General features: G+C 33.6%; 13 protein-coding genes and 1 pseudogene. 1 reads left to right on the top strand and 13 read right to left on the bottom strand.

Annotation, left to right across the window (positions count from 1 at the left end; translation table 11 throughout):
• Positions 1-3: 3 nt before the first annotated feature.
• The 4 genes from dxs to HALHA_RS02760 form a co-directional block, all read right to left on the bottom strand.
• Complete coding sequence (dxs, locus tag HALHA_RS02775) at positions 4-1872, bottom strand: 1-deoxy-D-xylulose-5-phosphate synthase (protein ID WP_015326262.1); 1869 nt, start codon at positions 1870-1872, stop codon at positions 4-6.
• Positions 1873-1905: 33 nt separating this feature from the next.
• On the bottom strand, positions 1906-2787 hold the full coding sequence (locus HALHA_RS02770; RefSeq protein WP_015326261.1) for a polyprenyl synthetase family protein: 882 nt from the start codon (positions 2785-2787) through the stop codon (positions 1906-1908).
• The gene (gene xseB, locus HALHA_RS02765) at positions 2777-3022 is read right to left on the bottom strand and encodes an exodeoxyribonuclease VII small subunit (protein ID WP_015326260.1); all 246 of its coding nucleotides are present in this window, start codon (positions 3020-3022) and stop codon (positions 2777-2779) included. Before xseB ends, HALHA_RS02770 begins: the two co-directional genes overlap by 11 nt.
• 177 nt (positions 3023-3199) lie before the next feature.
• Entirely contained in the window at positions 3200-3475 is a 276-nt protein-coding gene (locus HALHA_RS02760) for a hypothetical protein (RefSeq protein WP_015326259.1), read from the bottom strand.
• A gap of 109 nt (positions 3476-3584) precedes the next feature.
• Here HALHA_RS02760 and HALHA_RS02755 point away from each other — a divergent pair, with 109 nt between their 5' ends.
• On the top strand, positions 3585-4106 hold the full coding sequence (locus HALHA_RS02755; protein WP_015326258.1) for a hypothetical protein: 522 nt from the start codon (positions 3585-3587) through the stop codon (positions 4104-4106).
• Positions 4107-4138: 32 nt separating this feature from the next.
• Here the strand turns inward: HALHA_RS02755 and HALHA_RS02750 are convergent, their stop codons facing one another.
• From HALHA_RS02750 to HALHA_RS02710, 9 genes and pseudogenes are all read right to left on the bottom strand, one after another.
• Positions 4139-4498, bottom strand: coding sequence for a hypothetical protein (locus HALHA_RS02750; protein WP_156801204.1), 360 nt, complete (start codon positions 4496-4498; stop codon positions 4139-4141).
• A gap of 12 nt (positions 4499-4510) precedes the next feature.
• A complete protein-coding gene (locus HALHA_RS02745; protein WP_015326256.1) occupies positions 4511-5719 on the bottom strand; it encodes a ParM/StbA family protein in 1209 nt (402 codons plus the stop codon).
• Complete coding sequence (locus HALHA_RS02740; RefSeq protein WP_015326255.1) at positions 5709-6014, bottom strand: hypothetical protein; 306 nt, start codon at positions 6012-6014, stop codon at positions 5709-5711. The genes HALHA_RS02745 and HALHA_RS02740 overlap by 11 nt, the downstream gene beginning before the upstream one ends.
• A 267-nt stretch (positions 6015-6281) precedes the next feature.
• Positions 6282-7432 (bottom strand): annotated as a pseudogene (ltrA, locus tag HALHA_RS02735) (group II intron reverse transcriptase/maturase).
• 843 nt (positions 7433-8275) lie between these two features.
• Positions 8276-8464 (bottom strand): helix-turn-helix domain-containing protein, encoded by a 189-nt coding sequence (locus HALHA_RS02730; protein WP_015326253.1) that lies wholly within the window; start codon positions 8462-8464, stop codon positions 8276-8278.
• Between the two features lie 216 nt (positions 8465-8680).
• Complete coding sequence (gene xseA, locus HALHA_RS02725) at positions 8681-9883, bottom strand: exodeoxyribonuclease VII large subunit (RefSeq protein WP_015326252.1); 1203 nt, start codon at positions 9881-9883, stop codon at positions 8681-8683.
• A 1-nt stretch (position 9884) separates the two neighbouring features.
• The gene (gene folD, locus HALHA_RS02720) at positions 9885-10742 is read right to left on the bottom strand and encodes a bifunctional methylenetetrahydrofolate dehydrogenase/methenyltetrahydrofolate cyclohydrolase FolD (protein ID WP_015326251.1); all 858 of its coding nucleotides are present in this window, start codon (positions 10740-10742) and stop codon (positions 9885-9887) included.
• Positions 10743-10834: 92 nt separating this feature from the next.
• On the bottom strand, positions 10835-12217 hold the full coding sequence (gene gltA / locus HALHA_RS02715) for an NADPH-dependent glutamate synthase (RefSeq protein WP_015326250.1): 1383 nt from the start codon (positions 12215-12217) through the stop codon (positions 10835-10837).
• Entirely contained in the window at positions 12199-13050 is an 852-nt protein-coding gene (locus tag HALHA_RS02710) for a sulfide/dihydroorotate dehydrogenase-like FAD/NAD-binding protein (protein ID WP_015326249.1), read from the bottom strand. Before HALHA_RS02710 ends, gltA begins: the two co-directional genes overlap by 19 nt.
• Positions 13051-13230 lie beyond the last annotated feature (180 nt).

Below are 13230 nucleotides of genomic sequence, written 5' to 3'. Positions count from 1 at the left end.
TCTTTATCCCTCCTGTAACTGAGACTTTACTTTAGACTTAATTCCAGCTACATCTAATCCATATTTAGCCTTTAATTCCTGTTGTGTACCATGCTCAATAAATTTATCCGGTAAACCGATTCTTGCTACATCTAATTTTAAATTATTATCAATTAATAATTCAGTTACTGCACTACCAAATCCACCTTGTAAAACATGTTCTTCTATAGTAAAGATAGTATCAAACTGTTGGGCTAAATTTAAGATTAATTCTTGATCAAGTGGTTTAACAAACCGACTATTAACTACTGTTAAATCAATTCCTGCTCTAGTTAATTCTTCTGCTGCTTCTAAAGCTGGATAAACCATAGAACCAATCGCTAAAATAGCTGCATCTTTACCTTCACGTAAAATTTCTCCTTTACCTATCTCTAAACTTTTAGGATTCTTTAACTTGACTCCTCTACCTTTACCACGAGGATACCTAAAAGCAATTGGCCCAGCTTCATATTCAGCTGCTGTCTTAACCATAGATTGTAATTCCATTTCATCTTTAGGAGCCATTACTGTTATATTCGGTAGATGACGTAAATAAGCAAAATCAAAGACACCATGATGGGTCTCACCATCTTTACCTACTAATCCTCCCCGGTCTAAAGCTAGTTTAACTGGTGCCTGCTGTAGACAAAGATCATGAAAAATTTGGTCATAAGCACGTTGTAAAAAGGTAGAATAAATAGTAATAAAGGGCTTGGCCCCTTCTAAAGCTAGTCCAGCTCCAAAGGTTACAGCATGCTGTTCAGCAATTCCTACATCATAAAACCGATCGGGAAATTGATTTTCAAAATCTCCAGTTCCTTTAGGCATAGCAGCAGTAATAGCCACAATTTCTTCATCCGCTTTAGCTAAATCAATTAATGACTGAGTATATGCTTGAGTATAAGTTAATTGTTTCTTCTTCCTTTTAGCTTTTCCCGTTCTAACATTAAAGGGGCCAACCCCATGATAATCAGCAGGAGTATTTTCTGCTGGAGGATAACCTTTTCCTTTTTGGGTAACCGCATGAATTAAAACTGGTCCTCCAATCTCTTCTGCATTCTTAATATGTTCTTTTAATACTTTAATATTATGTCCATCAATTGGCCCTAAATAAGTAAAACCTAGTTTTTCAAATAAAATCCCAGAAACAACTAAATACTTAATCGCATCTTTAAATTTACCAGCCGTCTTTAAGACTTTATTTCCTAATGCTGGTATTTTATTTATTATATTTTCTACTTCTTCTTTAGCTCGATGCAATTGAGGATTAACCCGTAATTTATCGAGGTAATTAGAGACTGCCCCTACGTTTTTGGAGATAGACATTTCATTATCATTAAGTAAAACAATTAAATCTTTATTTAAGTGTCCTGCATGATTTAAAGCTTCAAAAGCAATTCCTCCTGTTAAAGCACCATCACCAATTACAGAAAGAACCGTTTCTTCTTTATTTTCAAGATCACAAGCTGCAGCCATTCCTAAAGCAGCAGAAATAGAAGTACTACTATGTCCTACATCTAAATGGTCATATTCACTCTCACTTCGTTTAGGAAATCCACTTAATCCACCATACTGACGTAAAGTAGAAAACTCTTCTTGCCGACCTGTAATTAACTTATGAGCATAGGACTGATGACCAACATCCCAAATGATTTTGTCTTGTGGTGTATCTAGTGCTGAATGAAGAGCCAAAGTGATCTCTACAGCTCCTAAAGATGAAGCTAAATGGCCTCCAGTCTCTGATAAAGTAATGATGATTTCATCTCTAATTTCTTCTGCTAATGAATATAACTCTTCGTATGATAAAGCTTTTAAATCTTGAGGAGAATTTATTTTTGATAACAACTCATCCATAATTTAAAATCACCTTCCGTGTACTTTCTAAAATTAATAGTCTCTACCTATAATATAATCAGCTAATTCTAATAATACTTTAGCTTCTTCACCAAATATATGTATTGCTTCCTTAGCTTCCTGACATAACTTTTGGGCCATCTTTTTCGCTTCTTCTAAACCATAAAGTGCTGGAAAAGTAGCCTTATCTCGCTCTAAATCACTTCCTACATCTTTTCCTAATTTCTCTTCGTCTCCTTCAATATCCAAAATATCATCAACAACCTGAAAAGCTAGCCCAATCTTTTGTGCATAAGTAGTTAATGCTGCTAATTCTTCTTTATTAGCTCCAGCTAAAATAGCACCTATTCTAACAGCAGCCCTCAATAAAGCCCCTGTCTTATGTGTATGAATATACTCTAACCCTTCTTTATCTATTTTCTGGCCTTCAGCTACTATATCTGCCGCTTGGCCCCCCACCATACCCTGATTACCAGCTGCTATTGCTAACTCTTGAGTAGCTAATAAAACCTTATCTTGATCAATGTTATTTATTCTAGATATCGTTTCAAAAGCCAAAGTTAGTAATGAATCCCCAGCTAATACTGCCATAGCTTCTCCATACACTTTATGATTCGTAGGCTGTCCTCTTCTATAATCATCATCATCCATACAAGGTAGATCATCATGAATTAATGAATAATTATGAATCATCTCTAAAGCACAAGCAGCAGGAAGGACCTTTTTTTCTTCTTCTCCTATTAACTTAGCTACTAGTAGTGTTAGAATTGGTCTTAATCTTTTACCACCAGCTAACACACTATATCTCATCGCTTGACTTAATTTTTTAGGTTTAGCCTCCTCCATTGGTAGTAGTTCTTCTAGAGTTTGATTGATTAATTTAGCTTTTTTAGTAATTACTTGATTAACTTTCATCTTTATCCTCTCTTTCTAACTTGTAGGGCTTAATTTTAATCCCTTTAGCATCCTGTTTAATAATTTCAATTTTCTCTTCTGCATCTTCCAATTTACTCGAACAAAATCTAACTAGTTTAACACCAGTTTCAAATTCTGATAAAGATTCTGCTAAAGATAAATTTCCACTCTCTAACTTATCAACAGTTCTTTCTAGTTTATCTATAGCTCCTTCAAAAGATAATTCTTCAGTCATAATATCCACTCCTTACCCAATATATCTATTCTAGATTGAACTTTCTATTCCCTTCATTAACACTCTATACTTATGTATTGTATCCTTAATTTGGACTTATATAATTATATCATAAAATAAATTTATTTCATAACTCTAATTAATAAAGAGCAACTATGATAGTTGCTCTTTAGACAATTATTCTAATTGTTGATTAGGAATTTGACTAGCTTGATTTAATGCTTGTAGAGTAGAGTCGGCGGTATCCAAATAAGTTTTAACTTGCTTTACTTGTTGATTTAAAAGATCAACATTTTGCGCAAAAGCATCATTTCTTTGAAAAAATATAAATAAAATAATTAATGTTAAAAGTAAATCATTATCTAAAAAGCCTTGGTTTTGATTTGATTGATCAGCTGTATCTGCTTGATTATTTGAATCGCCTTGTATTAATTCAAAGTTATCATTTGGCATTTTATTCCTCCTCCTTAAACTTAATTACATTATATTTTATGAAAAAATGAAAAAAATGTGATTTTTAAAAATACTATTAATATATTTATAACAAAGGAGGGGAAATATCGTGTATCAAGATGACTATCTTTTCTTTCCAGAAGCTCAAACGGTTGATAAATTATTAAGTATCCTTAATATTCAATCACAGGAACAATTAGAACCAAACAAGGTAATCAGTATCCTAGGATTATTAAACCTACTCAATATCGTCAGTATCTCCCAAGACCAAAATAACACTAACTTATCTGGTTTAGTCAATAATGCTAATTTAAATAACCTTAACCCCAATAACAACAATAATTCTGCACCACAAATCCAACAACTAGTTGATTCTCTAAGTAATAACAACCAAAATACTCCAAACAATAACCAAGCAGATTCACCACTTAATAATATTTTAAACCTTTTAAATTCTGGTAATAATAGTGAAAACAAACTAGACCCTACACTACTTATTAAATTAATGAATTTATTCAATCAAATGAAAAGTAATAACCAATCAAACGATAGTGAATCTACAACTAACCAGACTAATGAACCAGTTAAATCAGAACCTTATGATGAATCTCAAGATGAAACGAATGAATAACCAAAAGACTCTGCCAAAATATTTTGGCAGAGTCAAAATTGGTTTAAAAGATTAAGAGCTTGTTCAGTCTTAGCTTGTTGCTTTTTGTCATTATAGGTATCTTTACTACTGGTAGAAGCATAGGAAACTTTATTTTTATTTAACTCTTGTAACAAAGAGTGATTCTCTTCTACTAACAGCTTTAGTTCTTCTAACTTATCTGTTACGCCTGGTTCTTGATCCTCTTTTTTTGCTACTTCTTCTTGCTTAAGATAACTTTTAAGTGCTGCAATAATCAAATCGGTTTTACTACATGATTTTAATTCCTCTTTTATTAAATCAATTTCTTCAGAATCAAATTCTTCTTCTGTTATCTGGATACTTAAAAATGAATCATCTCGGATTTGCACCAAAATCATCACCCACTATTCTTCGATAGTAACTGCTACTTCATCCTGAGAAGAATCATATGGCTGTTCATCATCTGTCCTCTTAGCTTCATCTTTATTATTTTTATCTTCAGATGAGGTTGCTAATGTTTCAGTATTCTCATTCTTTTTATGCAAAGCAAATCCTAACTTTATATAACCTCGGCAATTGCTAAACTGAGGGTTGTTATGAATTTGCTCACAAGGGAATCCAGCTAGATATTCATTTATTTTATCAAATAATAATAATGATGCCCCACCTGTAATTAAAATCTTATCAATCATTAAATAAGACTCCCAACGATTTTTTATTTGTAATGCAATATCTCTAGCTAATCTATCAATGGCGTACTCCTTTATATCTGAAAAGTCGTATACTTCATTTCTAACTTTAATCTTATCTTCTTCTTTTAAAATTTGTCTTTTGATAATATCTTGTGATACATCAATCTCTAAAGAATCTTGAATTCGTTTAAATATTCTCTTACGTACCCCTTCATTAAAAGAAATTGGAGAGCCTTTAATTAATTCCCCATTATTAAAAGCAACACAATCAATTGTTAATCCTCCTAAATCAACAACTCCTAATCCACCTTCCATATTAGTTGTTACTACTCCTTCTTTATTCATAATAAAATCATAATAAGAAGCTAAACCTTGAGGAATTATAGTTGCTTGTCTAACCTCTATTTTTTTAGGTATGAATTCATTGTTGATATTCTTAAAATGTACTTTAAAGTTATTCTCTAGTTTATTTTTAAAAGATGACTTATGTTTTTCATAATATTTAATTGGCAACCCCGTTACCAAATTATTAATTACTACCTTATCAGCTTTAGGATATAACAGACAAACACCAGACAATAATTTAGCAAACTCTTCTGGTTCTTCATATTTATCATCAGATAATGAATATGCTATAGACGAAGAGCGTTGATTTAAAACATAATCCCCAACTCTATATGTAGTAAATTTTTCGTCTTCACGACTTGGGTTCCCATGAACTTGAATAATCATTTTTTCAGGGTCGAATTCCTCAACTAAATTATCTCTACTTTTAAGTACTTCAAAAGAAGCATCTGCTAGAACTCCTCTTTCCTCTTCTTCTGCTAAAGATGGAAATAATAACTCCTTATCTTTGGTCTTAATCTTAACTGAATCATAACCTAAATCAACTCCTAATACATTAGCAGTTTCAATTCTCATTCATAGTCACTCCTTTTAAAATTTGTTCTCCATTATTATTAATAGAATAAAGTTTTTGTCGACCAACAGAATCGACATTAATTAATAAAGCACCCACTAATTTGTTTAGAATAGAGTTAATACCTGATTTACTAGTTACAATCTCATTCTTTTCTCTTTTAGCCAATACTTTAACCATTCCAACAATATCTTCTTTATTCATTACTTCATTCTCTTCAATTACTTTTAAAATAAACCGATCTGAGGTAGATAGATTATCTTCTACAAATTTTAAACACTCCTCACAAAAATTCATTATTCACGCCCCCCAACTGATCCATCTATTCATTCATCTATCTATATTATAACTTGTATGGTAGTTTTTGTCAATATATAAAATAATTTTATTTTAATACATATCAAACCATTAAATAACTAATAAAGTAGGACCAGCCTCACGGCTGGGACCTCTTGTCAAACTGCACGTACGGTTCTCCCGTATACAGCTTTCGGTCATTGTTGCTCCTTAACAGAGAGTAAGTTATCGTCTTTGTGTTGCCACAAATGTATATTTTACTCTTGTCTAAAGCACATCGGTAAGCAGTGATTCTAGTCCTAAATCTCTTAATATTTTATTAGGAAGGCGATAATTCTGCCCTTTCGCCTTCTTTCCTTCTATAAAACAACGTAATCTCATTCTTATCCAACCATCTAACCTTTTATATAGTCCTTTAACATTTCCTAGTAGAAAACTATTACCCCAACCTCTAATAATTAAATTAAGCTCATCAATCATTACAGCTACTCCTATTGACCTATTCCTTTTAGTTTTCTTTCTTACTTTGTCCTTGAAACTTTTAATAGAGCTCTCTTTTGGCTTTTTGTAATCACAATTATAAAATTTAAATTCTAGAAATTTAAATCCATCATTAAAATTCGTAATTACTGTTTTCCGAGGATGTAGTCTTAAGTTTAATTCATTTTCTATAATCTGGCGAGTTACTTCCAAAGCACGTTCTGCTTTAGCTTTACTCTTAGCCATAATTATAAAGTCATCGGCAAATCTAACTATCTTATATCCTCGACACCTCATTTTCTTATCAAAATGATGTAGGTAGATATTTGCTAAAAGTGGAGAAATTACGCCTCCTTGTGGAGTTCCCTCCGTTGTTTCTTCTCTTCCTTGCTCAGTCATGACACCTATAGTAAGCCACGACCTAATAATATCTAATACCCAACCATCACTTACTTCCTCTGCTATCAGCTCCATTAAAATTTCATGATCTATTGTATCAAAGTAAGATTTGACATCTGCGTCTAATACCCAATTATAACCTTGTTCTTTATATTCTTCTACTTTCTTAATTGCATCTTCGGTTGACCTATTAGGTCTAAAACCATAAGAACAGTCGCAGAATATTTCTTCAAAGTGTATCTCTAGAATCTGTTTCACTGCTTGTTGGGCAATTCGGTCTTTAATTACTGGAATACCTAGTGGTCTTTGTTCTCCATTTCCTTTTGAGATATACGTTCTTAGAACTGGTTGTGGCTCATATCTATCTTCTGTTAACTGGCGATATAAAGCACTCATATTCTTAGTGTAATTTTCTCTAAATTCTTCAACTTCTACACCGTCAATCCCTCCACAACCACCATTATTCAAAACTTTCTGAGCTGCACAATGTAAATGTCTTTCTTAGTCACTAAATCTTTTATACTATATAGCGAACTAATTTTTTTTTCACCTATCCTACCTCACGACTTACCAGTTCTTCCTATCCTGTCTTAATATCTAAACCCCTATATTCGTAGCATTCCTAAGCACGTCTTCTAAGCTCTCGCCAATCGCACCTCTTAGTTTACTACTACTTAGGTCATGGTTTTCTTAAATTCATCACGCTTCCAGTTATGATTTTCTGTCCGCTATTTCTTTTAAGACTTATTGTCTTTAACAATGTTTAAACCATTTTGATTTAAATACCATCAACACTCAATTCTAAACTTCAATAACCTGGCTATCCTTCACTGTAATCAACTTTCATTGATTTTTTTTCACTACTATGATAGCTTCTGAACTCTAATATTTCATCGCTTTGACTTTCCCTATTCAGGTTATATCATCACTTATCTTTATAGATTTCTATAAAGACCATATTAGAGCATCCTCTGGTCACCTATGCTATATTCCAATCATTCCGACCATAATCACACTCATTAATCTAACATACTCCAATGGTCTGTAAGTCAGCTTTGGACTTCTCCATCCTTTTGGTAGATCGTCACTAATGAATGCCACCTTCAGTTCACATATTGTTCCGGACTGATTTTTCGCCTCAAACTCTTCAGATTACATCTCACGATGAACACCCTGTTACTGTTGGCTTCATATCCTGTTCTTTATTAACTTAGGTTGACGTTTGTTTTCTCCGTTTGCTCACCCATTTCGTCTGTGAGTGCCACAATATCTCAACCATATTATCCATTCTTCCAGAATAGGCAGGACTTACACCTACTATCAGCATAGACTACAGAGCACACAAAAAGACAGATGCAAGATTACATCTGTCTGCTTCTTCTTTAGTTTTGCGCTATCTGCTCTTGCATCTTCTGATCTAAAAATTTATCTAGGTCCTTCTTTCTTACAATCCATTTACCACCTAATTTAATACCTGGCAATTGACCATTATTAAGCATATTATAGATAGTTGTCTCAGAGCGATTTAAGTACTTTGCCACATCCTTTACTGTTAAGTTATCTTTTTCCATTCGTTACTCCTCCTTAATTTCTTCAGTTTAATTTCCACTTAAGTTATTTTATCAATAATATGGAAGAAAATACTTCTTATTTATATTATACTAAAAAAACATTAAATCTTTCAATAATTTTAGTAAAAAAAAGTGTTTAAACTCCTTTATATTAATTATTCGCTAGAATTTATCTAAAAAAGGCTGCTAATTAGCAGCCTATCAGTTATTAATAATTTATTTTTTTATTTCTCGTACCTTACAATCTAACTTTCCATCTTTTAAAATTACTTCTACTAATTCTTCTTCCTGTACTTGCGTAATAGAATTGACTTCTGCTTTATCACTACTCTTTCTAGTTAAACTATACCCACGTTCTAATACCTGTAATGGAGATAAAGTATTCAATTGATCCATTATAGTCTGTAGATTTTTCTGCTTTGTCTTTAATTTCTCTTTAACTGCTTGGTCTAATCTTTTACTTAATTCATCTAACTGTTGAGCTAATTGCTGCCACTCTTGCTGGGGTAACTCAAAAACTCTACGCTGAGTTAAATAATTTAACTTATCTTGAGCCTTTTGAAATTTATAGTCTATAGCTTGATAGAGATTATTCTCTAATCTTTTAAGATAGCGTTGCAATTCTTTTCTATCTGCAACTACTAGCTCTGCAGCTGCTGAAGGAGTAGGAGCTCGCAAATCAGCTACATAATCTGAAATAGTATAATCAGTTTCATGACCTACAGCAGAAATAATAGGTATTTTAGAATTGAAAATCACTCTAGCTAATTCTTCTTTATTAAAAGCCCATAAATCTTCTAAAGATCCTCCCCCACGCCCAATAATAATCACATTTAAATCATAATTATGTAACAATCTCAAAGCCCTTATTAAACTATTTTCTGCTCTTTTCCCTTGCACTGTAGCTGGTGCAATCAATAAAGAAGTATTAGAAAATCTTCGTTTAATAACACTAATAATATCACGAAAAGCTGCTCCAGTAGGAGAAGTAACAACTCCTACTCGCTTTGGAATCTGAGGAATGGACTGCTTATATTCTTCAGCAAATAATCCTTCCTGGGCCAACTTCTCCTTCAACCTCTTAAAAGCAATATGTAAGGCTCCAACTCCTGCTGGCTTAAGACTTTTTACTTGAATTTGATGTTGGCCCTGAGGAGAATAAAGACTAATTCTACCCTGGGCGACTACTTCTCTACCATCCTCTAAATCAAAATCTAAATTTTGTACCTTATCATTAAACATAACTGCTTTAAGCTTGGCCCGCTTATCCTTTAGGGTAAAATAAATATGACCAGAAGAGCTATGTTGATAATAATTTGATACTTCCCCTTTAATAACTACCTCTCTTAAGTTAGAGTCAGAGATCAGTCTTTCTTTAATATAGGCCGTTATCTGAGAAACTGATAGAATATCCTCCACTTTAACCCCTTCTTTGTTGGCAAGCTACTAATGTATTCTCCATTAAACTAGCAATTGTCAGCGGGCCAACTCCCCCTGGTACAGGAGTAATAGCAGCTACTTTTTCTTGTACTTCTTCAAAAGCTACATCACCTACTAGACCATCACCAGTTCGATGGATTCCTACATCAATCACTGTTGCTCCTTCTTTAACCATATCAGCTGTAATAAATTCCTGCTGTCCCACAGCAGCCACTAAGATATCAGCCTCTTTAGTATGTTTGGTTAAATTTTGGGTACGACTATGACAGATAGTTACTGTAGCATTTGCTTGAAGTAAAAGATTAGCGATTGGTTTACCTACAATATTACTTCTACCTACTACTACTGCTTCTTGTCCTACTAAGTCAATATTATACCTATTTAACAGCTCCATAATTCCTTTAGGAGTACAAGGGATTAGTTCGGTACTACTCGCTACTAATTTTCCTACATTAACTGGATGAAAGCCATCTACATCTTTAGCTGGGTCAATAGTTTCAATTACTTCTTCTTCATCAATCTGTTCTGGTAGTGGTAACTGAACTAAAATACCATCAACCTCATTAGCTTGATTTAATTTTTCTACCTTAGCCAATAATTCTTCCTGGCTAGTATCTGCTGGTAAATTAATTACCTCTGAATTAATACCTACTCGTTGACAAGCTTTCTCTTTATAAGAAACATAAACTTCTGATGCTGGATCATCTCCAACTAAAATAACACTTAAACCTGGGACAATATCTTGTTCTTGTAACTTTTCTGCTTTTGCTCTAACTTCTGCTTCTAAACTTTTAGCTACTTGCTTCCCATTTAAAATTTTATTTTCTCCTACCTTCATTTTTTTCCTCCTCTATTTGATCTTCTTTATTTCTAATCTGTTTTAGATAAAAAAGAACGCATCCTAACGATACGTTCTTGTAAATTTAAAATCTAACCTTGCTTTTGAATATATTGATCAATAGATTGGGCAGCCTGTTTACCTGCTCCCATAGCCTCAATTACTGTAGCAGCACCAGTTACTACATCTCCACCAGCAAAGACACCTTCTTTACTTGTTTCTTTACTCTCATCAGTTTTGATTGTACCCCAATCAGTTGTTTTTATCTCTGGAGTATCCTGTAAAAGAATTGGATTAGGATTTTGTCCAATTGCCATAATTACTGTATCAACATCTATTTCAAATTCAGATCCTTCAATTGCAATCGGACGTCTTCGACCTGATTCATCACGCTCTCCTAACTCCATCTTAACACATTCCATACCTCTTACAAATCCATCTTGATCTCCTAAAATACGAGTTGGATTATTTAGTAACTTAAACTCAACTCCTTCTTCTTGGGCATGATGAATTTCTTCTTCTCGAGCCGGCATCTCTTCTCGACCTCGACGATAAACGATCATTGATTCCTTGGCCCCTAATCTTAATGCTGTTCGAGCAGCATCCATAGCTACATTACCTGCCCCTACAACTGCTACTTTATCTCCAACATAAACTGGTGTTTTGTACTTAGGAAATTTATAGGCCTTCATTAAATTAACTCGAGTTAAAAATTCATTAGCAGAATAAACTCCATTTAAGTTTTCTCCTTCTAAGCCTAAAAACTTTGGTAAACCAGCTCCTGTTCCTACAAAGACAGCATCATAACCTTCTGCAAATAATTCATCGACTCCTTTAATCTTACCGACTACTTTATTAAGCTTAATCTCTACCCCTAAATCCTTAATCTTCTCTACTTCATCTTGAACAATCTCTTTTGGTAGTCTAAATTCAGGGATTCCATAAGTTAAAACTCCACCTGGTTTATGAAAAGATTCAAAGATAGTTACTTGATAACCCATTTTAGCTAAATCAGCCCCAGCAGTCAATCCAGCTGGTCCAGCACCAACAACTGCCACCTTACCTTTATCTTGTTTCACTGGCTTAACTTTTTCACTATCTCGAATATAATCAGCTACAAATCTCTCTAATCTACCAATTCCTACTGGTTCATTCTTAATTCCTACTATACATTCAGCCTCGCACTGCTCTTCTTGGGGACAGACCCGTCCACAGATAGCTGGCAGGTTATTCTTTTCTTTAACCTTCTTAGCTGCCTTTTTAAACTTACCTTCGGCCACTAATTCAATAAACTCTGGAATATCAACCTCTACTGGACATCCTGCTTTACACTTAGGATTAGAGCATTGCAAACAACGCTCAGCCTCTTTAATAGCAGTCTCTTCGTCATAACCTAAAGCTACTTCAGAAAAATTATTGACTCGCTTGTTTGCATCTTGCTGTGGCATTTTTTGTTTTATTGTACCTTGTGACATTGGTGCTCACCTCCTATGTGGTCACACTCTTTAACTTTTGCTTCATGTTCTTTGTAAAATTGTTGTCTTCTCAGCTGTTCATCAAAATCTACTAGATGTCCATCAAAGGCTGGCCCATCTACACAAGCAAATTTAGTTTCTCCAGCAACTGTTACTCGACAACCCCCACACATCCCTGTACCATCAATCATTAAGGAATTTAAGCTAACCATTGTCTCTAAATTATATTTTGCTGTTAATTCAGATACAGCTTTCATCATAATCATTGGCCCAATAGCAATCGCTAATTCAAATTCCTCTCCTGCTTCTAATAACTCTTCTAAAATATCTGTTACAAAACCTTCTTTACCTTTAGAGCCATCATCAGTTGCTATATATAATTTATCACTTACTTCATTAAATTCTTCTTCTAAGATCAACTTCTCAGCTGTCTGAGCCCCTAAAATACTAACTACTTCTGCTCCATGCTCTTTTAGAGACTTAGCCTTAGGATATAATGGTGCATTACCTAACCCTCCACCAATACAGACTACTTTATCATAATCTTTAGTTTCAATTGGCTCCCCTAACGGGCCAACTAAATCTAAAAAGGCATCTCCTTTATCTAAGTTACAGATCTGACGACTACTAAAACCTACCTCCTGAATAATAATCGTAATTGTTCCTTTATCTCGATTGTAATCAGCTATTGTCAATGGAATTCTTTCTGCCTGCTCATCTACTCTGACAATTAGAAAATGACCTGGCTTGGCTTTTGTAGCTACTTCTGGAGCAGCTACTTTAAAACGCACAATCTCAGGTGCTAATTTGTTCTTATCTAAAATCTTATACAACTTATGTCCCTCCTCAATACTTATTTTATAATTATTTACTATTGATATATAGTTTAACTTTTAGATTGCTGAGAGAGGATTTCTCACTAGATAAATTTCTCAAAACTCGTCTAAGCTTACTTCCATAAAAATAAGGTTAAGCTAATCAAAAACAGGTGATTAGCTAACCCAAACCTTATT

This window comes from Halobacteroides halobius DSM 5150, assembly GCF_000328625.1.
Taxonomy (GTDB): domain Bacteria; phylum Bacillota; class Halanaerobiia; order Halobacteroidales; family Halobacteroidaceae; genus Halobacteroides; species Halobacteroides halobius.
This window is presented reverse-complemented; position numbering and strand designations above follow the sequence as displayed.

Bases quoted from the DNA above. Each gene is read 5' to 3' on its own strand.
- HALHA_RS02730 (WP_015326253.1), bottom strand. From the start codon at position 8,464: ATGGAAAAAGATAACTTAACAGTAAAGGATGTGGCAAAGTACTTAAAT.
- folD (WP_015326251.1), bottom strand. From the start codon at position 10,742: ATGAAGGTAGGAGAAAATAAAATTTTAAATGGGAAGCAAGTAGCTAAA.
- HALHA_RS02745 (WP_015326256.1), bottom strand. From the start codon at position 5,719: ATGAGAATTGAAACTGCTAATGTATTAGGAGTTGATTTAGGTTATGAT.
- dxs (WP_015326262.1), bottom strand. From the start codon at position 1,872: ATGGATGAGTTGTTATCAAAAATAAATTCTCCTCAAGATTTAAAAGCT.
- HALHA_RS02770 (WP_015326261.1), bottom strand. From the start codon at position 2,787: ATGAAAGTTAATCAAGTAATTACTAAAAAAGCTAAATTAATCAATCAA.
- HALHA_RS02760 (WP_015326259.1), bottom strand. From the start codon at position 3,475: ATGCCAAATGATAACTTTGAATTAATACAAGGCGATTCAAATAATCAA.
- HALHA_RS02740 (WP_015326255.1), bottom strand. From the start codon at position 6,014: ATGAATTTTTGTGAGGAGTGTTTAAAATTTGTAGAAGATAATCTATCT.
- gltA (WP_015326250.1), bottom strand. From the start codon at position 12,217: ATGTCACAAGGTACAATAAAACAAAAAATGCCACAGCAAGATGCAAAC.
- xseB (WP_015326260.1), bottom strand. From the start codon at position 3,022: ATGACTGAAGAATTATCTTTTGAAGGAGCTATAGATAAACTAGAAAGA.